The organism is Arthrobacter sp. NA-172, assembly GCF_043952055.1.
In the GTDB taxonomy this organism is placed as follows: Bacteria; Actinomycetota; Actinomycetes; order Actinomycetales; family Micrococcaceae; genus Arthrobacter.
This window is the reverse complement of the sequence record NZ_JBINOT010000003.1, coordinates 209,332-231,626: the sequence shown is the minus strand read 5'-3', so window position 1 is coordinate 231,626 and position 22,295 is coordinate 209,332. Positions and strand designations below refer to the sequence as shown.

Sequence of the window (22,295 nt, the reverse complement as noted above, 5' to 3'; positions counted from 1 at the left end):
ATGGGTTTCAACATCATCGAGGGACAAGTTGCACGGTCGGACGCATGGGATCATGGATACCCGGACCTTGCCACGCGCTTCACGCAGGACGATATGCTCCGGCCCGAATGGGGAGCTTCCGGCATTTATGGGCTGATGAACGTTCAAACGCCAGACGGGAAGACTCACCTTGTCGGCACGGTCTCCAAGTCCGGCTACATCTACGACTTCTCCACCAAGAAAGTCGTCTACGACTTCATGGCAGGGACGGGCGGAAGTGTCAACGGGGTCAGCGGCTCATTCGGGCTGTCCGGCCCGATCAGTAACGGCGACACCTACGACTCAGCAACGTACTGGCAGTCCCCGGTGGACCGTACGAACGGCGAAGGTGGATGGTATTACTTTGGCGGGTTCATCACCGGCCCTGTCCAGTCAGGCACGTCCTTCTCGTCCCTGAATAAGTACACCTACCTCCTGCGCACCCGCGATCTGGTCAACTGGCAGATACTGGTCAAGGACCAGTCCGCCGACGCGAGTTCCTGGCGTGCCGAAATCGGCGGACTCGTCCCGACGAACAACAAGCTGTACATCCTACGGGCTGACCTTTCCGGTGCCGGCGACCAGCACGCCGGTCTATATTCCTACGATGGGACCGCGCCAACCGCGGGAGTTTTCACCATCAACCGCGACACTACCGAACAGGCGCACAAGGGAGTCGTCTTCAACGACTACTTCATGTACTCCGTGCGCCAGAGCCAGTCGCGCAAGAACATCAACCTGATTACTGCCGCCACAGGCTCGGATAGCCTCGCCAGCGTCTCATCCATCACCGGAGGCACATACGGGGCGGACTTCGTCTACCAGGGCAGTTACGGCAAAGTCGGAGGCAACCTCGTCACCGCCACCCAAAACGGGTACATGTGGTCGCGGGTCAACGGCACAACAATCTTCGTCCCGCTGTGCATCTACTCGGTAGACGGGTTCGGGCGTGCTCTCGGCTGGCGTGCCGGGGCGCTGGAGGTCGCGGGCGGGCTCGTAATCCCAGCGAATGCCGCCGACCCCTCTGACTACATTGCTAACGTGGGCGGCAAGCTACACACCAACCCGCAGTCATACCTGCTGTGGATCGGTCCTGGCGGGCAAACCAAAGTCCTGGATGTCGGCGGTCACTTCTCCGGCCTCGCCGTCCACGGTGACAGGCTCTACTATGGCGTCACAGAACACCCTTCCGCGAACCGGTACAGCAACTACCTGTTCGGCGCACCCGCACTGGCGTCAATCCATATCAGCGAAATCAAGACGCGCAAGGTCCCGTTCAGCATGAACGTACTGTTCGATGGAACGGGTAAATACTCGGCAACGGCATCAGGTGTGAACGGCCTGTTGGGCGGCATCCCCACGCTTGGTTACACGGGCGGCAAGATGCGGATCTACTGCGACACTTCCGTCACCCTGACGTTCTCAACATGGACATCAGAACTGTACATGCGGGACGTGGGAACCGTTTCCATAACCGCAAACACAGCTCAGATCATCGACCTCGCGCCTTACCTCGACGGGAACCTGCTCGGCTTCCGGCTGTCCGCGAACGCAACTATTGAGGGGTCGGTTACCCTGACCTAGCGGCGTGCGGGCGCACTCTGGGCCAGGTCCTCATTGAGGATGGTTGGCAGGGTGCGCCCGTTGAGCATCCGGTCCATCCGCTTTTCAATGCCAAAGTGCAACGCATAGGCAAGAGCAACAGAAATAAGCAGCGCCGCTACCATACCAAGGCCATGCACCACACCGCCGATTGGCGCGACATACGCGTTTTCAAGCCTAATCACGAGCTGGTGGACAAGGTAGAAGCAGTAGCTGGCAGTTCCGAGGCTGACCAGCCAATCATGATGCAGCACCGAAGTTTCCCCAGCAGCGTCTGCCTGAGCGAACCGGACCAAGAAGATGCACAAGGGAACCAGCGTGATTGCAGCGAGCCCCAAGCCCGTGGGATTCAGCGCTGCCAACAGGTAGGCAGCCCCCAGCAACGCGGTTGCCTGCCATTTGCGAACAGGAATGACATTCCCCCGCACCAAGGGAACCAGGCTGATGCCGATGACAAATTCAGCCAACCTCGAAACGGGGAAGATATACGTCACCCAAGCCGCGAAGTTATTGGGCTGCTCATAGGTATGCGGCAGTAACAGTGCCGCGGCCAATCCAAGCATCACGACAACGCCGAAACAGACCCCGCGCAGGACATACAGACGCCGCGGACGGAGCGACAGGACCAGAGGCGCGATGAATGGGAACAGAAGATAAAAGAACGCTTCGACGCTCAGGGACCAGCTCACCGAATTCCAAGCGAAGTAGACACCGCCGTCCGGAACCCACGCTTGAAGCAGGACCACGGATAGAACGCCACCTACCGGATCGCGGGGACCAGTCTGCAGCGTATACGAGAGCACCGCACCCGCAATAAGCGCAACAATGTAAGCCGGATATATCCGTGCCGCCCTCCTGCGGTAAAAAGCAGCGGCAGAGACCCCAGGGTGCCACGTAAGCCCCAGCAACAGCCCCGACAGGACGAAGAAGAAAGATACGCCGACCCGCCCTTGGCCGGTCAGCGCCGCTATGTACGGGATGTTGAGATGGAATCCAAAGACCAGCAGCGCGGCGAATGCCCGCATGCTCGTCAGTGATTTCAGATTTTGACGCGCCCCAGCTCGATCCCCAAATGTCATGGACCCAATCATAAGGGGCCAAAGGCGTATGCCGCCGAGCGCTGTTTAGTTAGCCAGCACGAGTTCAGCGTCGGAGCCGCTATGCTTCGCTCCGCAGTGAGGGCAGGGTGCGTTGACATTATTGAACGTGCCACCGTTGAAACTGACCGGGTCGGCATAGATGCCGGTGGGGAAAAACTTGCCGGCGACCGGGCACTCCATCAGAATCTGAGCAGCTTCCGTTGCCCTTTTCCGGATCTGAGCCTCCCGTTTTGATCGACGCTCAGCCTTGATCCGCTGGCCCTTGCCCATATGTCCCCGCTTCCCTGTCGAATATAAAACCAGATCAGTTTATGGCCCAGTAAGACCGGCTGTGCACTACCCGTCATAACTCTTTCGCAAGACCTTAGGAGGTCGCATGTCGCAGCCTGGTTCGTTTGGTGCCATCGTCCCGGACCCCGACTGGATGGTGCGGAAGATTCAGGAGCTCGAGAAGCGGCTGAATGAACAGGCCGCGGCGAACCCGTTCGCGCCCATGGGGATCAGCCCGAAAGCTGGCGGTATCGACGTCGTTGGATTCCTCGAGACGCTTCGGGCTGACGGAACCGTGAGCCTGAGAATGGCAACAGGCGGCGGTGCGTTCGAAGTCTGCGACTCCACCGGAACCGCCGTCGCGCGCTTCGGGCTCATGCAATACGCAACCCCCGGCCAATACGGAGTCGAGATCCTCTACTCGGGATCATGGGTGCAAGTCGGTGCCGGCGCCGTGGACTGGACCAACATTGGGAGCAAGCCCACCACGTTCCCGCCCTCAGCACACACTCACCCGGGGGCCGATGTCACCTCGGCCGTCGCGGACGCAACCGGATCAAGCTACGCCTACAACAACCCCGTAGGCGGCACAAGCTACTACGCCGTATGGGTGGACAACACGTACAAGTTCGGGAAGAACACCTCCTCGATCCGGTACAAGGAAAACGTCCGCCAGCACTACACCGACCCGGCAAACGTGCTCGCCCTCACCCCCGTCATCTACGACAGGAAAGGCTCCGGGGTAACCGAGTTCGGTCTCATCGCCGAGCAGGTAGCCGAACACTTCCCCGAGCTCGTGCAATGGTTTGACGGAGCAATAGACAACGTCCGTTACGACCTTCTCAGCGTGGCCCTGCTGTCCGTCGTAAAGGATCAGGCGGCCGACCTGCATGCCCTCACCGCCTGGGCCACATCCAAGGGCTACACCCCACCCGCCAAGGCGCCCGTTGCCCAGCAGTCCACAAGCTGCAACAATCCACCGACAGCGATCCCCACGCCTGCGCCTTATACGATCCAAGCCCAATAGACGATAGCCGCCCACCCTTCACCGGGTGGGCGGCTATCGTCGTTTAACTAGTTGGCCAGCATGAGACGCTGCAGCGTCGCCTTGACAGCCTTCGCCTCGCCATGGGAGATCCGGAAGTCGATCGTGTTGCCCGGGACAATAACGCTGACAACGGTGTTCGCGAGTCCCTTCTTGGAAGTGATGCTCGTGATCGACCGAACCGGGATCATCTCAGTATCCTTGTTGCGCACTCCAGTAGCGAGCATCGAGAGCCCCAAGGTTGCCGCTCCGGCCATGAGTTTGCCGCCGGACAATCCAGCCCGAGTCCACTCGACGCGGTCCGGATAGATGGCCACATTGGCATTCTTCCCGGCGATGTGTGAAGTGAATGAGTGAAGTGGCTTGTCGGACATTTGAACGGTTCCCCCAGGGCTAGGTGTTGGCGTTCCTGAACCATATCGCTCGGGGGCCAGTGAAGCTAGGCCTCCAGCGCCTTCTCTGCAATGTCGATTGCCCGGAAGTGAGCGTCTGGCACGAGATGCGAGTATCGGTCGATCGTCGTTTGGATGCTCTCATGCCCAAGCCTGCGCGAGAGCTCATAGATGCTCATCCCACCGGCCAGCATCAACGAAGCGTGCGTGTGGCGCATGTCGTGGATCCTCGGCCGGTCATCCTCGGGGTAGCCACGAGCCTTGACGGCGGCGTCCCAGAACTCCCAGAATGTCGAGTGCCGGATTGGCCCGCCGTATGTAGTGTGGAAGACGTGCTGTCCAGGCGTCGCCGCTTCGACCAGCGGCCTTACTTGGCGCACGAAAGACGGCGGAAGACTGATCGTCCGGCGTGACTTCTTGGTCTTCGGCGGCCCGATATAGAAGCGGTTGTTCTCGTCGCGCTTCCACGCCCGCTCGACGCGCACAGATGGCGTCTCGGAGTCCAACGAGAAGTCATCGGCGTAGAAGGCTGTGACTTCCCCGAAGCGCGCCCCTGTGGCTCTCAGGCAGGACATGAATACCTGATAGCGCTCCGGATGCGCGTTGACGATCTCAAGGGACGCCTGAGCCGTCATGAAGTACATCTTCTCTTCGGTGGACTCATCCTTGGGCAGTTTGATGCCCCGGCATGGGTTGTCTGTCCGCCGCCTGAGTCGCACAGCCGTCTCCATCGACGCCGACAGCAAGCCGTGATGGTTGGCGATTGTCTTGGGCGAGAGCGGCTTCCCCTGATACGTCTTGCGCTGCATCTCCTTGACCCAGAGAACAACGTCCTCATGCTCTACGGCTGCCACGGGCAGCTTGCCCAGTCTCCCGCTGAAGTAGTTCTTTATCGCGGCACCGTAACGCTTGATCTGATCCGGGCCGGCACTCGTCAGGAGCTCGACGTGCCGAGTCATGTTCTCGGCAACGCTCGGCCCGCCTATCTCGACCTTCTCCAGATGCTGCTCCACGGTACTCAGGGAGTTTCCGTTTGCCTCGATCAGGCGCTTGAGTCGCTTCGCCGCGTCCATGGTGGGCAGGTTGTGCGAGGTCTGCTTCTGCGTGTCCGAGTCGCGCCAGAGCACAGCGTAGGACACGCTTCCGTCCGCCTTGCGCCTCTCCCGGATGCTAGCCACGGCGGAGCCTCTTACTCCACCACTCGAAGATCCATTCCGGGCTAGCCTTGTCCATATCGACTCCTTGTAGTCGGTCACGGCCCCGGACGGTTGCCCCCGTCGCGGGGTCTTTCGTGTACCAATCCTAGCGGGAGCTTGTCAACAAAACCGAGGTTCCCGTCAACACGAAACAAAAAAGGCCCCTAGATCGGCTAGATCTAGGGGCACTTTCCGCGGAGAATGGGGGATTTGAACCCCCGAGGGCGTTAACCCAACACGCGTTCCAGGCGTGCGCCATAGGCCGCTAGGCGAATTCTCCATTGCTTCTGAATCAAAAGCAGACTCCACTGTACCCGAGATTTTCGGCATCACCCAATCGGGACTTTGCTGTATCAACGGGGCCTGCACTTGCGCTTAACGTAAAAATGGACGCCCCCAATGCGTCCATTCCTCCGGCACTCCGTTGAGCTGCTGGGTCCAGCCCCTGAAACCAGGCCCTGCGGCTCACAATCTTGAGATTGCCCCAATCGGTGTACATACCCATAGTCCGCTGCGTTCAGCGGTTTGGCAATGGAGTTTAAAAACCATCCTTTGACCTGTTTTTAAGCGCCCGCTGGGAGGATGGTGCCATGAGCCAACTGCACGCCCTCGTTTTCTATGTTCCGGTCTCGCATAGTGAGCACTTGCTGGCTGCGATCGGCGATGCCGGGGCCGGCAAAATCGGCGACTATTCGCACTGTTCCTTCACCACCCCAGGCACTGGGCACTTCACACCGTTGCCTGGGGCCAAGCCGTTCATCGGCGCCGTGGGGCAGGGTGAATTGGTGCCGGAAATCCGCGTCGAGTGTGTGGTGGAAGCGGACAGGCTCGACGCCGTCATAGTGGCCTTGCGCTCAGCCCACCCCTACGAGGAGCCGGCTTTCATGACGTGGCCAGTGAACGGTTGGCGGTAGCCTTCTACCGGAGTTCTACCGGAGTTCTACCGAGATTCGTCGCCTACTTGTTTCAACGTGGGCACAGACTTCAGCAATTCCGACAGATCGTCGACTTCCTCTTCTTGCGCCACCGCTATTTCAAGCTCCCGTCGACGAGCTTCAAAGTCCTCGAATCGCTGTCCGACCGCTGCCTTCATTTGTTCGTTCGAGACGTTGCCTGCATTTTTCAGCAGGGTCCGCTCGTTGAAATCCAGGAATCGATCCGTCTGGACCAGCCAATCGGACATCAGGATTTGCTGCCTTCGCTTGGCGCGATCCTCTGCGAAGTCCAGGAACATGACTGTCAGCCTGTCGAGCTCCTTGAGCTCGGACTCCTGAAGGTAGTTCTTGGCGACTTCAACATCGGCCCTCTTGACCCTGTTTCCTGAAAAGGTCGTTAGCCCCAAGTGCAGCTTGGATGCATCACACCTGGCTAGCACGAGTTCTGCAGCCGTCATTTCTGTCACGGCATAGATCAGCTTGTTCTGGATTGTCGCAAAGAACGTCCGGGCAACGGCGGACTTTCGGTCGTAGTCTGCACTGGTTTCAGCAAAAATCTCACGAATTTTCTGGTAAAACCGCTTTTCCGAAGAGCGGATGGACCTGATTCGCACAATCAACTCGTCGAAGTAGTCGACTCCCGCTGGGTCCTTCAGGTAGGAGTCGTTCATCGCGAAGCCCTTCACCAGATACTCCTTGAGTACGGTGGTGGCCCACTGCCGGAACTGAACTGCCCGCGGCGTGGTAACCCGGTAACCTACGGCCAGAATCATGTCCAGATTGTAAAACTTGACCTCGCGCTGAACCCGGCGGTTACCTTCAGTTCGAACTATCAACTCTGAGTTGATAGTTGCCTCCGTCACTTCGCCGTCCGCGAGAATCCCCGCCACGCGCTGTTGGATGTTTTGCGTCGAGGTTCCGTAGAGCTCGGCGAGTTGTGCTTGCGAAAGCCACACTGTTCCGCCGACTGATCGGAGTTGAACAAGCTGACGCCCGTCGTCGCCCACATAGACGATGAACTCTCCTGAACTACCCGTTTCAGCCACGAGGACCCCCTTCGATTGCTCCGCGATATCAAGCGCCGGCAGCGCTGCCACGATCCTATTCGCCCTTGCAGACATTGAAGCCACCTGAACGGACTGCGGGCTAAGGAGGGAACATGTCCACTCCTTAGCCTGAGCAGGGGGCATGTCCCGAGGATTCGGAGGGCTCGATAACTTCGGGTAAGCTTGTCGACGGCCCCTCATGTGGCGTCATCCTGTTGAACTCCCCAGTGACCGGAAGGTAGCAAGGGTAGATGGGCTCTGGCGGGTGCATGAGGGGTCACTTAGTTTAAATGTCAGTCCCTATAGGTAGGTTTTCCCTGTGACTGTTACTACTGCTCTTTACCGCAGGTACCGCCCGGATTCTTTCGCGGACGTTATCGGGCAGGAACACGTCACGGAGCCGCTCATGACGGCCCTGCGGAAGAACCGCGTCAATCACGCCTACCTCTTCTCTGGCCCCCGCGGCTGCGGAAAAACCACTTCCGCCCGCATTCTCGCCCGCTGCCTCAACTGCGCCGAAGGCCCCACGGACATTCCTTGCGGCAAGTGCAACAGCTGCGTCGAGCTCGCTCGCGGCGGCTCCGGCTCGCTTGATGTCATCGAGATTGACGCCGCCAGCCACGGCGGCGTGGACGACGCCCGGGATCTCCGCGAGCGGGCTACCTTCGCCCCGGTCCGGGACCGCTACAAGATCTTCATCATTGACGAAGCGCACATGGTCACCTCGGCAGGCTTCAACGCGCTGCTGAAGATCGTCGAAGAGCCGCCGGAACACATCAAATTCATCTTTGCCACCACGGAGCCGGACAAGGTCATTGGCACCATCCGCTCCCGCACGCACCACTACCCCTTCCGTCTGGTGCCGCCCGAGCCCCTCATGCAGTACCTCGAGCTGCTCTGCCAGCAGGAAAACGTGCCCGTTGCTCCCGGCGTGCTCTCCTTGGTCATTCGCGCCGGCGGCGGCTCCGTGAGGGACTCGCTCTCGGTACTGGACCAACTCATGGCCGGTGCCGGACCCAACGGCCTGGACTACGAGCTCGCCGTCGCGCTGCTGGGGTACACCCACGCTTCGCTGCTCGACGACGTCGTTGAGGCAGTCGCCGCGTCCGACTCCGCCACCGTCTTCCGTGCGGTGGACCGGGTCATCCAAACAGGACACGATCCCCGCCGCTTCGTCGAGGATCTCCTGGAGCGATTCCGCGACCTCATCATCGTCCAGGCCATGCCTGAAAGCGCCCAGGCCATCCTCCGCGGCATGCCCGCGGACCAGATCGCCCGCATGCGCACGCAAGCAAACAACCTCGGTGCCGCAGAACTGTCCCGCGCCGCCGATGTCACCAATACCGCCCTCACTGAAATGACCGGCGCCACCTCGCCCCGGCTGCACCTCGAATTGCTCTGCGCGCGGATCCTACTGCCCAGTTCGGAGCAGACGGAGCGCGGTATCGCGGCCCGGATCGACCGCGTCGAACGCCGCCTCAACTATGGCGGAGCCCTTCCCTCTGCGGAACTCCACGCTTCACCCCCAGTTGGCACCGTTCCCGCCGCAAGCCCTACCCCTTCGCAAGCAGCCGAACAGCAAACGGAGCGCACGACGGCGGATGCCAGTCCTGCTTCGGCCCCGCCAGTGAGCGCCACACCGGTGTCCGCACCGCCAGCGCCCTCCTCACCAGTGCCGTCCTCACCAGCGCCCTCCTCACCGGTGCCCGCGGCCACGCCAGCACAGGCCCGGATGGCCGACGTTTCGCCTGTATCCGGACCCCCCTCACTTCCCAGCCCGCGGGCAGAGGACGCAGTCCAGTCCCGGGACCAGTTGACACCACCCAGAGTGTCTACCAACGACTGGCCTGTGGATGAGACCAGGCAACCGGGCAGCCGTCCTACTGCCGAGCCTGCCGCGGGTCCTGCGCCGGAATCCGCAGGTCAGGCACCGGCGGTTCAACCGTCGGCTGGTTCGGACCGAGCCCAGCCTATGGCTGCACCCACACAGACTCCGGATGCCGCACAAGCCCATGCACCCGCCCAAGTTCCCGCGTCGGCCCCCTCACAACGGCCGGCGCCCCCGCAGCCCGCTCAGCCCGCCGCAGGTGGCGCCGATGTCGAGATCATCCGCCGCGCATGGCCCGAGATCCTCCAGACGCTGACCAAGATCAAACGCAGTAGCTGGGCGCTGGTTGGCGCGAACGCGCAGGTGGCACAGTTCGATGGCCAACAACTGACTCTGGCCTTCAGCACCGATGGCCTTGCCAGCGCTTTCAGCCGGGCAGACCACGCTGAAAACCTGCGCCAAGCCATCCACAAGACCATCGGCATCGACTGCCAAATCACTTCGGTGGTCGGCGGCAACAGCTCAGGTAGCTCTGAGCCAAACCCAAAAGCACCGGCTGACCCCGCGCCCTCCGCGAGCGAAGGCGCCCCGTCAAGTGTGGCCTCCGCGGTAGACAGTGCGTGGGGACTGGCCGCTGCGGCACCAAACCCTGTCGCCCAGGATGCAGACAGGGCTGACGGGGCATCGGTGGCCCCCGCACAAAGCTCGACCCCAACAACGGCGCCCGCATCGCCCACGGCAGCACCGGCATCGCCAACGGCGGCCGCGTCGCCGGTGCCACCCCTGTCACCCACGCCACCCCCGTCCCCCACAGCGGGGTCCGCGGGATCGGCCACCGACTCCGACGCGGACTACTCGTATTCGGACAACGACTGGGGTCCGCCGCGGGACGAGGACGCTCCCCCGCTGGACGAGGAACCGCCCATGGATTGGGAGCCATCGGGCTTCGCCGCCATGCCCGCGGTTGGCAATGCTGAGCCCGTAGCAGCTGCCCCGCAAGGCGCGACGCCGGCCGCAGTCTCAACGCCTAACCGCTCAACCCCCGGCAACGCGGCTTCTTCCAGCAAGCGGCCGCCCAAAACCACTCCCGGGAAGAAGTCCGAAACCCCGGAAGATCCTTGGTCAAAGGCTGTGGAGCACGCGCCGGGTTCTTGGGTGGTCGGCACCCAAACCAACGTTGGTACCGCAACCTCAGACAACTCAGCCAACTCAGACAACCCAGACAGCTCTGCCGGATCTGCCGGGGAGACCACATCCGGCCCGGTAACCTCGAGCCCGGTCTATGAGCCCGCTGCAGCGCAGATTCCAAACCAGCCATCCGGTGCGGCCTCCGCACCGGGGGCCGTGCCTGCCGTGGAATGGTCGACGTCGGCCTGGCCGGGTCCTGCGGCCACCCCCAGCGCAGGCACACCAGCGGCGAGTCCATCGCCAGTTGCAGCAATGTCTGGAGGCGGCGAAACCTCGCGCTCGGCCGTCGCACTCGCCCAGCACACGCCTTCCGCGCAGCCTGCGGCACCGGCACCAGCACAGTCGGCAGCGCCAGCTCCAGCGTCAGCCCAAGCTCCAGCGTCAGCCCAAGCTCCAGCGCCCACCCTGACGGCAGTTTCGGCAGCCCCGGTAACCGGAAAGCAGAGCCTCTACCAGAGGCTATCGAACAGCCCCGAAGCCATGGCCGGGCGCGAGCAAGCGCCAGCCCGGGCTGCTGCCGCTCCGGGCAGCGTGGTGGAAGACATTCCGAGTGCCGACGACGAGACGATCGAGGAATCGGGAGTCTTTGGGCGTGCCGCCGTCGAGCGTATTCTGGGCGGAAAGCTACTAGAAGAACGGTCGCTGGACGGTAGTCCCTTGATGCGCCGCTAACAGCCGGACACCCCCAGCAAGGTGTCATCAAACCGCGCCGCCCGCGGAACAACAACTGCCCGCGGAACAACAACAGGCGTCAACACCGAACGAACGAGGAAATTGTGTACGAAGGCGCAGTACAAGAGCTGATCGACGAGCTCGGCCGGCTCCCTGGCGTCGGGCCGAAATCGGCGCAGCGCCTGGCCTTCCACATTCTTGAGGCCGATCCGGAGGACATGAAGCGGCTGGTCGCGGCCATCACCACCGTCAAGGAACGGGTGAAGTTCTGCACTGTCTGCGGCAATGTCACCGAGCAGGAGCTGTGCAACATCTGCCGCGATCCGCGCCGCGACCCCTCAGTGATTTGCGTCGTCGAAGAGTCAAAGGATGTCCTGGCAGTTGAACGCACACGGTCCTTCCGCGGCCGCTACCACGTGCTGGGCGGCGCCATCAATCCGATCGCCGGCATCGGGCCGGAGCAATTGCGCATCCGCGAGCTCCTCACCCGGCTCAACGACGGCGCGATCCAGGAAATCATCATCGCGACCGACCCCAATCTTGAAGGCGAAGCAACCGCCACGTACTTGGCGCGCATGCTGAAGTCGATCGGCATCACCGTCACCAGGCTTGCTTCCGGACTCCCGGTCGGTGGAGACCTGGAGTATGCGGACGAAGTCACCCTCGGAAGGGCCTTCGAGGGTCGCCGCAACGCCCTCCTGTAGGCGACCGGTCCGCAAACCTAGTCCGGCAACCCGATCCGGCTTACCCGATCCGGCTTACGCGATCCGCGTCCCGCTGGCCAGCCGGCTTGCCGGTGTCCGCAGCGAACGCCAACCAAGCCACATGAGCAGACCTGTCAGAACCAGCTGGAGGCCAAGTCCAAGCGGCCACAAGGGCGTTGTCTGCTTGACGTACTGCGGCTGCGGCACGCCGTTGGCGCAGGGATAGGTGCTGTCCGGCCCGGCGAGCGCGGACCTGGGCAGCCTGGCTGATGCCCTCGATCATGCCGACCGAATAGAACGCCGCCCCGCTCCGGTCCGGGTACGGAATCGCGTCGGCCACCACCACGAAGGGATTCAACGCGAGCATCCACGCCACGCGATCGGTCCGGACCGCAGGGTGCTCCACCAAGGGACCCTCGCAGATATAACCCGGCTGCGCTGGTTCAAGCGATTGCCCCTGCTGATTCGGCTGCACCGGCGCGTACAACACGGAATGACTAACGGGAGTGTTGGCCATTACCGTCCCTCGCGCCAGTTGCGCTCCGAGTCCGAAGGAAATCAACGATCCGACCACCAGCGCCGCGACCACCAAGTACGTCACCACTATCGAGAACAACGGCCGTCCCGCGAGCGCCGAAATCCCGACTCCGATCCCGCAGACAACCGCCAGTTCCACCGCGAGCATCACCAAGGAAACCACTACGTGCCCAAGGGTCAACCCGCCCTGGAACATTCCGAATACCAGGAACGGGGCGCTCGTCGCGAGAAAGGCGAGCGCTGCTAGCCACCCCGCAAAGAATTTGCCCCAGAGAATCTGACCCGGAGTCAGCAGAGTGATTTGCAGGATGGCAAGGGTACCTCCGGCGCGGTCGCCGTTGATGGCATTGGCGGACAGCGCGGGCGCCACCAGCAGGCCAAACAAGAGCACAAACGCCAGGACCACTTCGAAAATCATGGACCCTACCCCGCCCTGCGCCGGCACCGGCGTCACGGAACGCATCGCCTCCGTGCTGGCGTTCCAAGTGAGCCAAGTCAGCCACGTCACGATTGCGATGACCACGAACCAGATCCCCAACATGATGTACCAGCCGCGGGAGCGCAGCCGCTGCTTCATCTCAAGCACAACGACGTCGCGGATCCCACCAAGATAGCCGACGACGGCGTTCCGGCCTCCCGTAGTTCCCTGCGGTCCCGCAGGACCCGGCGCAGTTTCAGTCACGTGGCTCATCGTCGCTCCGTTTCCAGGTTCATGTAGGTCTCTTCCAGGGCGCCCGCGGCCGGAGCGAAAGAAACAACTCCGATGCCCGCGGTGACGAGTTCACGAAGGAGTGCGGCAGCACCGCCGTCGTGCGTCAGAAGCAGGCTGACAGAGGGACGGCGGCCCGCTTCCACGCGGTATTCCAGCCCGAGTTCGGTGAGCTTTGCCGCGAGGGTCTCTTGGTCGAGGGCCGTGATCGCGTAGCGCCGGCCCTGGAGAGCCGCTTCCTCGAGGGTTTGCTGTTTCACGGTGCGGCCTTGGTTGACGAACACGGCACCGTCCGCGATTTCATCAAGCTCGCTGAGCACGTGGGAAGAAACCACCACAGCCTTCCCGGCCCCGGCAAGCCGCCGCAGCAGGTTTCGGAGTTCCACCCTGGACCCTGGATCCAGGCCGGAGGCAGGTTCGTCAAGCAGCAGGACCGAGGGCTCGTGGATGAGGGCCCTGGCCAGGGCTGAGCCGTTGCTGCTGGCCCCTGGAGAGAACACGGGCGGGCTGGTCTGCAAGTGTGTCCAAGCGGACAAGATCGAGCAGGCCGTCAACCCGCCCGGTGACACCTGCTTTGGGAAGCCGATAGAAGCGCGCCATCTGGACCAGGATTTCCCGCGCGGTCAAGGATTCCCATACCCCCAGGGTGTCCGGCATCCAGCCGATCCGAAGCCGCGCGGCGGCGCTGTCCTGGAGCGGATCCAAGCCGTCAATACGGATGGTTCCGGCGTCGGGTCGAAGGAGCGACGCCAGCATGAGCAGGAGGGTCGTCTTGCCCGCCCCGTTTGGACCGATGAGCGCGGTGACTTTTCCGGCTGGTGCATGGAAATCGATGTGTTCGACGGCGTGGACCGTACCGAAGCGGCGCGAGACGCCCTCCGCGGACACACCGAGGGCATTACTGCCCGAAACGCTTGAATATGCAGCTATGGACATGCTCTACCCACCTGTTTTCCCCACAGAACAAGTACGCTTCGATTCCTGCGAGCTAGCTGTCCGCAGGCTGCGTATTCACTGATAGTACGCCGGGGCGATTCAGCCGAGCATCCACCCCTGGGAGGAGATTTGGTCACAATTCCCCTGCCCGCGGCGCCCGGCGATAAACTGGCCAAATAAGCCACGTAGCCGTGCCGTTTATCTGGCCAAGCAACGTACGATCCCCAATTGATGCAGTGAGGGTGCGCGCATGAGTTTGCCCACTACCGATGTGAAAACTGAAGAGCTGTCCGCTCAGACTGCCGTGACCAAGCAGCTGATCGTGCAGAAGTTCGGTGGTTCCTCGGTGTCCGACGCCGAAGGCATCAAGCGTGTTGCCCGCCGCGTGGTGGACGCGCAGAAGGCCGGCAACGAGGTCGTTGTGGTGGTTTCCGCGATGGGAGACACCACTGACGAACTCTTGGACCTGGCGGCCCAGGTCACCGATTCCGCTCCCGCGCGTGAGATGGACATGCTCCTCTCCGCAGGCGAGCGCATCTCCATGGCCCTGCTCGCCATGGCCATCAACAAGTTCGGCGCCTCCGCCCAGTCCTTCACCGGCTCGCAGGCCGGCATGATTACCGACGGCATCCACGGCAAAGCCCGCATTATCGACGTCGACCCCCACCGCATCCGCACCGCCCTGGATAAGGGACACATCGCCATCGTGGCCGGATTCCAGGGCATGAGCCGAAGCACCAGGGAGATCACCACCCTTGGCCGCGGCGGGTCGGACACCACTGCGGTGGCACTCGCTGCCGCGCTCGAAGCCGATGTCTGCGAGATCTACACGGACGTGGACGGCATCTACACGGCTGACCCGCGCGTGGTCTCGACAGCCCAGAAGATCGACCGGATCTCCAGCGAGGAAATGCTGGAGTTGGCAGCTTCCGGCGCCAAGATCCTGCACTTGCGCTGCGTGGAGTATGCCCGCCGCTTTGGCGTGCCGCTGCACGTCCGTTCCTCATTCAGCCATAACGAAGGCACTTGGGTCCTGCCCAGCGCCGATGACAAGATCACGATTCAAGAGGGAGTTGCCTTGGAGCAGCCAATCATCTCCGGTGTTGCACACGACCGTTCCGAAGCCAAGGTCACCGTGGTGGGCGTCCCGGACATCCCGGGCAAGGCCGCCGCGATTTTCCAGGTCATCGCCAAGGCACACTCGAACATCGACATGATCGTTCAGAACGTGTCCACCCACGGCACCGGCCGCACGGATATTTCCTTCACCCTGCCCATCGTTGAAGGCGCAGACGCCCTGGCCGCCCTCCGCGCGGCGCAGCCTGAAATCGGCTTCGAAAGCATCGAATACAACGAGAACGTCGGCAAGCTCTCGCTGATCGGCGCCGGCATGCGTTCGCACCCGGGAGTCTCCGCCACGTTCTTCAAGGCGCTTTCCGATGCCGGCATCAACATCAACATGATCTCCACCTCGGAGATCCGCATCTCCGTGGTGACCCACGCTGATCTGCTGGATGATGCCGTGCGTGCCATCCACAAGGCGTTCGAGCTCGACGGCGACGCCGAGGCAACCATCTATGGTGGCACCGGCCGCTAGCGGCCTCCCGGACGGGAACGCGACGCCGTCGGGCACCCGCCGCTGGTATCGCCGTCGGGATCTGAAGCACTTAAACGTGAAAGGACCGGGGCTCGTGCTCCGGTCCTTTTGCTTCCCTGCGGCCTGGCCGCAACCCGGCGCTAGGCGCCTTCCTTCCGGATTCCGTAGTGGTGGCCTTGGTCATCGGTTTCGACGACGAAACGCCCGAGGTCGTCCTCTGACGCCTTCTCAAAGTCGTCATGCTTGTGGACTACGGGTGTGTCAATGTCGCCCCGAGTCGCCGGGCCGAACCAGAAACGCAGCCAATCTGTCACCTTAATGAAGCCATCGAGTGCATGTCCCACAATTCCCACCTCCTTCGCCGCTGTGAGGTCCAGCCGTGCGGTTGGAGCTGAGTGGTCCAGTGAGGCAATTTTACGCCTGGAACCCGTAAAAGGCCCGGGATCGGCCTGGGCGCAGGTTCCCTTTTGAAGCCCCGAAATGGCAGTTGTGGAGCACCAGATGATTTCCTAGCGCAAGGACTTGTCCTCGGGGTTCTTGGGGACCACATACGTGCTGCCATCCGGCCTGCGGATCGTCTCCCACTGCTGCGCTTCGGCTTGGCGCAAGGCGAGAAGGCGCTGGTTCTCCTCGGTCATTTCGTGGTCAAGGGAACTGCTGTGTGCCGGCCCGAAAATGATCCGCAGCTTGCCCGTTGCACGCATGAATTTCTGGGTCATGTTCTCTTTGGCCACGTGATCTACCCTCTCTCAAAGGATGTTGTCTTTTAAGAGTACACTAACAATTAGTGCACTAACTATTCAGATCGGAGGAAGCCATGGCCGCCTCAAGCATGCCCGTTGCTCCTGAAAACATCGCCCCGCCGGAAGATGACCTCTTGCTGGAGCGCCAATTGTGCTTTGCCTTGACAGTGGCGTCGCGAAGCGTGGTGGGCGTCTACAAGCCGGTGCTTGAAAAGATGGGGCTGACTCATCCGCAATACCTCGTGATGCTGGCGCTGTGGGAACGTAGCCCGCGCACCCTCAAGGACATCAGCGAGGCACTCCTTCACGAGCCCGCCACGCTCTCACCCATCCTGCGCCGGCTCGAAGAAGCAGGCTTCGTCACCCGCAATCGAATCCACGGAAACGAACGGGCCCTCGCCATCACCCTCACCGAGGCCGGAGCGGCTCTCCGGCAGCAGGCGACGGCGGTGCCGGGCAACATCATGGAGCGGCTACAGCTCACCCGGACAGAGGTGTCGGACCTGCACCGGGCCATGACCGGACTCATCGCTGCCACTCAACTCCCGGGAGCGAGTGACGGGCGATAAACTGGCAGGAATCAAGGAGAGGTTCCATGCGTCTGCGAATTGCCCGGTTTATTGTGGCTGTCCTGGCAATCGCCGGACTCGCCGCCTGCACGCCGGGCACCGGAGGCGGTTCGCCGAGCAGTCCAGGCCCTAGCAGCGGCGCGCCTTCCAGCACCCAAACGCCGTCGGGCAGCTCCACCGGCCTCTTGCCGGACGAGACAGCGTCTCCCGGCAGCAAACCCATCCCTTCGTTGAGTCCGGGCACGCCCAGCACCCCCGGTCGTGGAGATGCCGAGCTTTCCATCATCGTCAAGCCCTCACCGACGGCAACAGCGGAAAGCTACACCCTCGTCTGCACCGGCGGTGTCCCCGCAGCGGAAAGCCACCATCCCACCGCTGCCGCAGCGTGCGCTGCCCTCAAGAAGAGCCCCGCCCTTCTCACCCGCACGCCACGCCCCAGCGGCCAACTCTGCGATCAGCGCTACGGCGGTCCCCAGACTGCAACGGTCACCGGATCGGTGGATGGCGTGGGCGTCGAGTCCTCTTACAAGCTCACTGACGGCTGCGAAATCGCCGCATGGGCCGCCGTCGCCGACATCCTGGGTTCCAGCGGTGCCTGAGCCTCAGGCAAACCACCTCCCGCAAGAGAAATGGCTCGAGCTGGAGGCTGCCCACCACGCCCGCGTTGACCGCTACGCCAAGCCGTACCTGGCCCGCCAATCCGCCGGACAAAAGCACCCCGTGGAAGACTTCCTCTTCACCTACTACACCCAAAAACCCGGCCAGTTGCTGCGCTGGCACCCCGGAGACGGCGTCGTTCTCTCAGGAGAACGGGCGGCCGAGCGCGCCAGGTGGAAGTACTACCGAGTGCTCGACGACGGCGCGCTGGCGGCTGCCGGCCTGCCTGCCGGTTCCGTAGCGGTCACCTTCGATCGCCACCAGTTCGTGGCCGAGCGCACCGAGGCAGTCCGCTTCGCTGGCATCATCTTGCGAGGGACCGTTGCGCGACCCGCCCAGTTCGGCTGCTTTGGACTGCACGAATGGGCCATGGTCTACCGCCAAGACAAGTTCGACCTTCGCCACGAATACCTCAAGCTGCGGCTCGGCTCCGAGGGCACGGACACCGTGGTGGAGGACAACCGCATCCGGTGCTCGCACTTCGACGCCTTCCGTTTCTACACCCCGGACGCCACACCTCTCAATGAGCTCACGCCCACGCGGGACAACCAGCGCACCATGGAACAGCCCGGCTGCCTGCACGCCAACATGGACCTCTACAAGTGGGCATACAAGCTGGCCCCGGCCCTGCCGAGCGAGCTGGTGATGGATTGCTTCGAACTGTCTTGGCGGATCAGGGCCATGGACATGCAGGCCTCGCCGTACGATCTTGAAGAGTGGGGCTATCCCGCCATCAGGATCGAGACACCGCAGGGCAAGGCCGAGTACGTTGAGTATCAGCGGGCATTTGCCGCCGAAGCCCAGGAGCTCCGTGCACGGGTCCTGGAACAAGTACAGCCGCTCCTCGAACTTCTGGTACCAACACCGTAGCGCGAAGGACTCTCATGACTTCAAGAATTGGAACGTACGACGTCGAACTTACCGTCACGCTGACGGAGGCGCCGGGCGCTGTGGATCACAAATTCGTCTTGCTTGGATCGGGCGGGGAAGTCTCCGAGGGCTCAACTCTCCCGGACCCCGGTGCGGCGTTGGCCGCCGTCGAGCACTTCGGTGAAGAGATCTTCTTCCCGGTCCCGCGCCCGGACCGGATCTGCACCCAGCAATACGGAGGTCCGCAGGTGGCTGTGGTGACCGGCCGGTTTCATGGACGCGAAGTCAACAGCCGGTTCAGCCGGACAGACGGCTGCGAAATCGCCCGCTGGCACACCATGGCCACGCTCCTGGGCGGCATCTCCGGATCCACGGGAAACGTATAACAACCGCCACCGACATATAAGAAAGCAGCGGCCGGCGGGAAATCCCGCCGGCCGCTGCTAGACAATCAGTGCCTCATCAGGTGGCGTTGTTTGACTGGTCACCTTGCTCATTCTGCAGTTTGCCCTTGCCGTGCTCGCCCTCTTGCTCGTCCTGGGGAACCACGGACACGGTGCCGTTGGCCGAGACCAGGACGGACACGAACGTGGGGGCGCTGGTACCGGCGAACGTCAGGCGCCCGATGTAGGAACCCGGAGTCAGGTTGTTCCACGCGAAGGTGAGCTTCCCGGATTTGCCGTTCTTCATCTTGATCGGGTTGGGCGTGACCGTGGCGTTGCCTTGGTTCGCGCCGAGGATCGCGGCATCAACACTGGCCTTGGTGGGCCGGTTGTTGGGACTGGCGTACAGATTCGCGATGATGGTGTAGGTCCCAGGGCTCCGGGTTGTCGAGCGAGAGGGACTCACTGGCACTCGGTGTCGCTGCCGTGAACAACTGACCTGACGGCGATATCACGTACAGATCGAAATCCGCGGTGGGATCCGAAGAGATCACCGAGAATTTCGCGAAGGCCGTTTCAGGCGCAACCGTGGCGGTCTTGACGAAGTTCGAGGCATCGCTCGCCATGGCAATAGGACCTGGAACAAGTTCCGCTGCCGAGGAGTCAGACTTCGAGAGGCCGTCAATGGTCACAGCCGTGGGCGAGTCGGAACCGGAAACGATGTTGATCCCCGCCGAACCGCTTGCCTGCTGGGACGTAAAGGCGAGGCTCTTGGCAGCCAGCACCGATTGCGGACGGACTGCAATCGGAGAGACCACCGACTTGTTGGCGCCTTCCCACTTCAGCGATCCCATGGCGAACGTGCCCAAGGCTGCAGACTTGTTTTCGAAGGTCACCTTGAACGTCTTCTTCTGGCCGGCTTCGTTGAAGTTCAGCACGGACGGCGTGACTTTGACATCAACACCGGGGACGTTGACCGTCGCCCGGTAGAGGCCCGGGGTAAGGGCCGTGACCGTACGCGTGACTTCGATCTTGCCGGCGAGGTTTCCGAGCGCGAACGATGGAAGATTCATGTCTCGCGGCAGGGTGGAACCAAGGCCAGGGATGCCAAGATCGACTCCCGTGCCCTGGATGAACTTCAAGTAGTCCTCGGTTCCGGCGTCGTACACCAGGCCTGGATCCAGCACGCGGGCCGGGTTCATCTCTCCAGCACCGGTGGCGAAGACGTCACCGTTCTTGGTTCCGTCGGCCTGCTTGACATCGCTCGCCGTCGTCATCATGGCCGACTTGACTGCTGCCGGGGACCACTGGGGATTCTTCGCCAGGATCAAAGCTCCGAAACCTGCAATGTGCGGGGACGCCATGGACGTACCTGACATGAAGCCATACTCATCACCCTTGCTGCCGATGGGCGAAACACCCGCCAGAACAGCAACACCGGGAGCCGAAACGTCCGGCTTGAGCAGATCCGAATCGGTTGCGAGGAGCGGGCCGCGGGAAGAGAATCCGGCGATCTGTGGCTGAGCCTCGAGAGGAAGCCCGGTGGTGTCGTGATCAACCAGGGAAACGGTGATGCCGGGGTTGGCCGCCACTTTGCCCTTGATGGCCTGGGAATCGGGCGGATTCACGTGGACAGTTGGCACCGCGTGCTTATCAGTGTCCAGCGAGGAATTGGTCAGGTTCACGAGGATCATGCCCACGCCACCGCCCCGGAGCACCTCGGCACTCTTGGCGACCCGGTCTACCACGCCACGGTCACAGACCACTACCTTGCCCACAATCTTCGCCGGGTCCAAGGACCCTGGCGCACAAAGCGCAGCGTTGCCGCTGCCTGAAGCGGCGTTTGCGGAGAGCACGACGCCGGCCCCTGTCACCTGGTGGTTCATGATGCTGGCTCCGCGGTACTTGCTGCCGTCGGAGAATTCAACGGTTCCTTGGAGGGCTTGGGAGAAGGACGTTGCGGCAACCGTGGTCATCCAGGGTGCGCCGTGGTTGACGGTGCTGACCTGGGGGCCCGAGTTTCCAGCGGACGCGGCAACAAAAATGCCGGCCGAAGCGGCGGAAAGGAACGCGAGTGAGACCGGATCCGTCGTCGTGTCCGTCGCGCCTGAGATGGAATAGTTCAGGACGTCCACGCCGTCGGCGATGGCCTGGTCAATCGCGTTGATAGCTGCTGAGCTGTAGCAACCTCCCGTGTTGGGGTCATCGTCTTCCCAGCAGACTTTGTAGATGGAAAGCTTGGCAGCCGGTGCCACGCCGCTCGTCTTACCAAAGCTGCGGCCGCCCACGAAGGTCTCCACATTGGAGTCGCCCGCCGCGGTACTGGCCGTGTGCGTGCCGTGGCTCACGACATCCACCGGCGAGATCAGTTCCTGCTGAGCGCGATGTTCCGGTGGAACACTATCGAGGAAAGCTTTGGCGAAGTAGTGGGTGCTGAGGACCTTGGAATTGCAGGCGGTGCCGTCAAATGCCGCTCCAGTTCCAGTGCCCTTCTGGCACTCGCCCGTAAAGGTGTCTCCGTTGGCCTTCAGCATGGCGATTTTGCCATCGCTGGTGCGGTAGGGGACGCCCACCTTGGGGTTCCCCACCAACGGCTGGACGGGGTCACCAGCAAAGAACTTGCTCGTGGGCGTGTAGCCGGTGTCGATCACGCCCACCACTGTGCCTTTGCCGGCCTGGTCCTGACCGCCGAACTGGGTGTTCCACAATCCGTTGGGGCCACTGAGGTTAAGGAAATCGGTGGTGGAGTAATCCGGAGCGGACTGTGTGTCCGGTGCGACAAGCAGGACTCCGGGATTCTTCGCAAGATTGACTGCCTGGGTCGCGGAAAGGGTAGCGCTGAAGCCGTTGATGGCGGTGGTGTAGTCGCTCCTGATGCTCACGTTCTGCTGCGTGGCCACTTCCTGCTGCTTCTGCTGCAGGTGGGCCTGATACTGCTGCACCTCGGTCTTGCCCACATCCAGCTTCTTGCCCGCCTGCGGTTTGGTGGCCGCATAGCCGGGCGTTCCGCCGTCGTACGTGGCCGCTGGCTTCTCTGCCAGGACCACTACGTAACGGCCGTCTTGATATGACTTGGGGTCAACATTCTTCGGGGCAACCCCCGTGACCGTTGATGCCGAGACGGGTGCTGAAACGGGCGTGGCTTGTGCGGGCGTCAATGCCACAGAAGCGAGCAGAACCGGCAATCCAAGGCCCAATCCCACAGCTTTTAGAAGCCCCCCGCTTCTATTGAAGCTCTTTCCTTGTGAATTCACGAGTGATTGCACCTTTCCGGGTGGTCGTGGTGGTCATGTCAAGA

The 22,295-nt window shown here is 62.2% G+C and carries 22 protein-coding genes, 1 tRNA gene and 1 other RNA gene; 11 read left to right on the top strand and 13 right to left on the bottom strand.

Annotated features, from left to right (window positions below; translation table 11 throughout):
• Window positions 1-1,602 carry a hypothetical protein gene (locus tag ACF0H6_RS14935; protein ID WP_395250376.1) on the top strand — a complete coding sequence of 534 codons (1,602 nt, stop codon included), beginning with the start codon at window positions 1-3 and terminating at the stop codon, window positions 1,600-1,602.
• Here the strand turns inward: ACF0H6_RS14935 and ACF0H6_RS14930 are convergent.
• Both ACF0H6_RS14930 and ACF0H6_RS14925 read right to left on the bottom strand, forming a co-directional pair.
• Window positions 1,599-2,645: an acyltransferase family protein gene (locus ACF0H6_RS14930; RefSeq protein WP_395250375.1), complete on the bottom strand. Its 1,047-nt coding sequence runs from the start codon at window positions 2,643-2,645 to the stop codon at window positions 1,599-1,601. The two genes, ACF0H6_RS14935 and ACF0H6_RS14930, sit on opposite strands and share 4 nt — an antisense overlap.
• A 99-nt stretch (window positions 2,646-2,744) precedes the next feature.
• Window positions 2,745-2,990 (bottom strand): hypothetical protein, encoded by a 246-nt coding sequence (locus ACF0H6_RS14925; protein WP_395250374.1) that lies wholly within the window; start codon window positions 2,988-2,990, stop codon window positions 2,745-2,747.
• 106 nt (window positions 2,991-3,096) lie between these two features.
• On the opposite strand from ACF0H6_RS14925, the gene ACF0H6_RS14920 reads away from it, so the two are divergent.
• Window positions 3,097-4,017 carry a tail fiber domain-containing protein gene (locus tag ACF0H6_RS14920; RefSeq protein ID WP_395250373.1) on the top strand — a complete coding sequence of 307 codons (921 nt, stop codon included), beginning with the start codon at window positions 3,097-3,099 and terminating at the stop codon, window positions 4,015-4,017.
• 47 nt (window positions 4,018-4,064) lie between these two features.
• On the opposite strand, the gene ACF0H6_RS14915 is transcribed toward ACF0H6_RS14920, so the two are convergent.
• From ACF0H6_RS14915 to ACF0H6_RS14905, 3 genes are all read right to left on the bottom strand, one after another.
• Entirely contained in the window at window positions 4,065-4,352 is a 288-nt protein-coding gene (locus ACF0H6_RS14915) for a hypothetical protein (RefSeq protein ID WP_395250372.1), read from the bottom strand.
• Between the two features lie 122 nt (window positions 4,353-4,474).
• Window positions 4,475-5,605 (bottom strand): tyrosine-type recombinase/integrase, encoded by a 1,131-nt coding sequence (locus tag ACF0H6_RS14910; protein ID WP_395250371.1) that lies wholly within the window; start codon window positions 5,603-5,605, stop codon window positions 4,475-4,477.
• 213 nt (window positions 5,606-5,818) lie between these two features.
• Window positions 5,819-5,903 (bottom strand) — tRNA-Ser (locus ACF0H6_RS14905).
• 310 nt (window positions 5,904-6,213) lie between these two features.
• Between ACF0H6_RS14905 and ACF0H6_RS14900 the strand changes: the two genes are divergently transcribed.
• Window positions 6,214-6,537: a hypothetical protein gene (locus tag ACF0H6_RS14900; RefSeq protein WP_395250370.1), complete on the top strand. Its 324-nt coding sequence runs from the start codon at window positions 6,214-6,216 to the stop codon at window positions 6,535-6,537.
• Window positions 6,538-6,563: 26 nt separating this feature from the next.
• Here the strand turns inward: ACF0H6_RS14900 and ACF0H6_RS14895 are convergent, their stop codons facing one another.
• Window positions 6,564-7,655 (bottom strand): virulence RhuM family protein, encoded by a 1,092-nt coding sequence (locus tag ACF0H6_RS14895; RefSeq protein ID WP_395250369.1) that lies wholly within the window; start codon window positions 7,653-7,655, stop codon window positions 6,564-6,566.
• A gap of 137 nt (window positions 7,656-7,792) precedes the next feature.
• On the opposite strand from ACF0H6_RS14895, the gene ffs reads away from it, so the two are divergent.
• The 3 genes from ffs (at window position 7,793) to recR (ending at window position 11,996) form a co-directional block, all read left to right on the top strand.
• An RNA gene (gene ffs / locus ACF0H6_RS14890) (signal recognition particle sRNA small type) lies at window positions 7,793-7,889 on the top strand.
• A gap of 34 nt (window positions 7,890-7,923) precedes the next feature.
• On the top strand, window positions 7,924-11,292 hold the full coding sequence (locus ACF0H6_RS14885) for a DNA polymerase III subunit gamma and tau (RefSeq protein WP_395250368.1): 3,369 nt from the start codon (window positions 7,924-7,926) through the stop codon (window positions 11,290-11,292).
• A gap of 104 nt (window positions 11,293-11,396) precedes the next feature.
• Window positions 11,397-11,996 carry a recombination mediator RecR gene (recR, locus tag ACF0H6_RS14880; RefSeq protein WP_234752624.1) on the top strand — a complete coding sequence of 200 codons (600 nt, stop codon included), beginning with the start codon at window positions 11,397-11,399 and terminating at the stop codon, window positions 11,994-11,996.
• 40 nt (window positions 11,997-12,036) lie between these two features.
• Here the strand turns inward: recR and ACF0H6_RS14875 are convergent, their stop codons facing one another.
• Genes ACF0H6_RS14875 through ACF0H6_RS14865 form a run of 3 tightly spaced genes read right to left on the bottom strand, consistent with a single transcriptional unit; the run spans window position 12,037 to window position 14,178 of the window.
• Window positions 12,037-13,215, bottom strand: coding sequence for an ABC transporter permease (locus ACF0H6_RS14875; protein ID WP_395250367.1), 1,179 nt, complete (start codon window positions 13,213-13,215; stop codon window positions 12,037-12,039).
• A gap of 5 nt (window positions 13,216-13,220) precedes the next feature.
• A complete protein-coding gene (locus ACF0H6_RS14870; RefSeq protein ID WP_395250366.1) occupies window positions 13,221-13,742 on the bottom strand; it encodes an AAA family ATPase in 522 nt (173 codons plus the stop codon).
• A complete protein-coding gene (locus ACF0H6_RS14865) occupies window positions 13,663-14,178 on the bottom strand; it encodes an ATP-binding cassette domain-containing protein (RefSeq protein WP_395250365.1) in 516 nt (171 codons plus the stop codon). Before ACF0H6_RS14865 ends, ACF0H6_RS14870 begins: the two co-directional genes overlap by 80 nt.
• A 250-nt stretch (window positions 14,179-14,428) precedes the next feature.
• Here ACF0H6_RS14865 and ACF0H6_RS14860 point away from each other — a divergent pair, with 250 nt between their 5' ends.
• A complete protein-coding gene (locus ACF0H6_RS14860; RefSeq protein WP_395250364.1) occupies window positions 14,429-15,775 on the top strand; it encodes an aspartate kinase in 1,347 nt (448 codons plus the stop codon).
• 140 nt (window positions 15,776-15,915) lie between these two features.
• Here ACF0H6_RS14860 and ACF0H6_RS14855 read toward each other — a convergent pair whose 3' ends face one another.
• Both ACF0H6_RS14855 and ACF0H6_RS14850 read right to left on the bottom strand, forming a co-directional pair.
• A complete protein-coding gene (locus ACF0H6_RS14855; protein WP_395250363.1) occupies window positions 15,916-16,119 on the bottom strand; it encodes a hypothetical protein in 204 nt (67 codons plus the stop codon).
• Window positions 16,120-16,284: 165 nt separating this feature from the next.
• Window positions 16,285-16,494, bottom strand: coding sequence for a hypothetical protein (locus ACF0H6_RS14850; RefSeq protein WP_395250362.1), 210 nt, complete (start codon window positions 16,492-16,494; stop codon window positions 16,285-16,287).
• A gap of 98 nt (window positions 16,495-16,592) precedes the next feature.
• Between ACF0H6_RS14850 and ACF0H6_RS14845 the strand changes: the two genes are divergently transcribed.
• Genes ACF0H6_RS14845 through ACF0H6_RS14830 form a run of 4 tightly spaced genes read left to right on the top strand, consistent with a single transcriptional unit; the run spans window position 16,593 to window position 19,000 of the window.
• Window positions 16,593-17,087 carry a MarR family winged helix-turn-helix transcriptional regulator gene (locus tag ACF0H6_RS14845; protein WP_395250361.1) on the top strand — a complete coding sequence of 165 codons (495 nt, stop codon included), beginning with the start codon at window positions 16,593-16,595 and terminating at the stop codon, window positions 17,085-17,087.
• A 26-nt stretch (window positions 17,088-17,113) separates the two neighbouring features.
• The gene (locus ACF0H6_RS14840) at window positions 17,114-17,686 is read left to right on the top strand and encodes an SSI family serine proteinase inhibitor (RefSeq protein ID WP_395250360.1); all 573 of its coding nucleotides are present in this window, start codon (window positions 17,114-17,116) and stop codon (window positions 17,684-17,686) included.
• Window positions 17,589-18,614 (top strand): 3-methyladenine DNA glycosylase, encoded by a 1,026-nt coding sequence (locus ACF0H6_RS14835; RefSeq protein WP_395250359.1) that lies wholly within the window; start codon window positions 17,589-17,591, stop codon window positions 18,612-18,614. Before ACF0H6_RS14840 ends, ACF0H6_RS14835 begins: the two co-directional genes overlap by 98 nt.
• A gap of 14 nt (window positions 18,615-18,628) precedes the next feature.
• Window positions 18,629-19,000 (top strand): serine protease inhibitor, encoded by a 372-nt coding sequence (locus ACF0H6_RS14830; RefSeq protein ID WP_395250358.1) that lies wholly within the window; start codon window positions 18,629-18,631, stop codon window positions 18,998-19,000.
• A 76-nt stretch (window positions 19,001-19,076) separates the two neighbouring features.
• On the opposite strand, the gene ACF0H6_RS14825 is transcribed toward ACF0H6_RS14830, so the two are convergent.
• Window positions 19,077-19,304: a hypothetical protein gene (locus ACF0H6_RS14825; protein ID WP_395250357.1), complete on the bottom strand. Its 228-nt coding sequence runs from the start codon at window positions 19,302-19,304 to the stop codon at window positions 19,077-19,079.
• A 58-nt stretch (window positions 19,305-19,362) separates the two neighbouring features.
• A complete protein-coding gene (locus ACF0H6_RS14820) occupies window positions 19,363-22,194 on the bottom strand; it encodes a S8 family serine peptidase (protein WP_395250356.1) in 2,832 nt (943 codons plus the stop codon).
• Window positions 22,195-22,295: the final 101 nt, after the last annotated feature.

Bases quoted from the DNA above. Each gene is read 5' to 3' on its own strand.
- ACF0H6_RS14935 (WP_395250376.1), top strand. From the start codon at position 1: ATGGGTTTCAACATCATCGAGGGACAAGTTGCACGGTCGGACGCATGG.
- ACF0H6_RS14930 (WP_395250375.1), bottom strand. From the start codon at position 2,645: ATGCGGGCATTCGCCGCGCTGCTGGTCTTTGGATTCCATCTCAACATC.
- ACF0H6_RS14925 (WP_395250374.1), bottom strand. From the start codon at position 2,990: ATGGGCAAGGGCCAGCGGATCAAGGCTGAGCGTCGATCAAAACGGGAG.
- ACF0H6_RS14920 (WP_395250373.1), top strand. From the start codon at position 3,097: ATGTCGCAGCCTGGTTCGTTTGGTGCCATCGTCCCGGACCCCGACTGG.
- ACF0H6_RS14900 (WP_395250370.1), top strand. From the start codon at position 6,214: ATGAGCCAACTGCACGCCCTCGTTTTCTATGTTCCGGTCTCGCATAGT.
- ACF0H6_RS14865 (WP_395250365.1), bottom strand. From the start codon at position 14,178: ATGTCCATAGCTGCATATTCAAGCGTTTCGGGCAGTAATGCCCTCGGT.
- ACF0H6_RS14860 (WP_395250364.1), top strand. From the start codon at position 14,429: ATGAGTTTGCCCACTACCGATGTGAAAACTGAAGAGCTGTCCGCTCAG.
- ACF0H6_RS14850 (WP_395250362.1), bottom strand. From the start codon at position 16,494: ATGACCCAGAAATTCATGCGTGCAACGGGCAAGCTGCGGATCATTTTC.
- ACF0H6_RS14845 (WP_395250361.1), top strand. From the start codon at position 16,593: ATGGCCGCCTCAAGCATGCCCGTTGCTCCTGAAAACATCGCCCCGCCG.
- ACF0H6_RS14840 (WP_395250360.1), top strand. From the start codon at position 17,114: ATGCGTCTGCGAATTGCCCGGTTTATTGTGGCTGTCCTGGCAATCGCC.
- ACF0H6_RS14835 (WP_395250359.1), top strand. From the start codon at position 17,589: ATGGCGTGGGCGTCGAGTCCTCTTACAAGCTCACTGACGGCTGCGAAA.
- ACF0H6_RS14830 (WP_395250358.1), top strand. From the start codon at position 18,629: ATGACTTCAAGAATTGGAACGTACGACGTCGAACTTACCGTCACGCTG.
- ACF0H6_RS14825 (WP_395250357.1), bottom strand. From the start codon at position 19,304: ATGAAGAACGGCAAATCCGGGAAGCTCACCTTCGCGTGGAACAACCTG.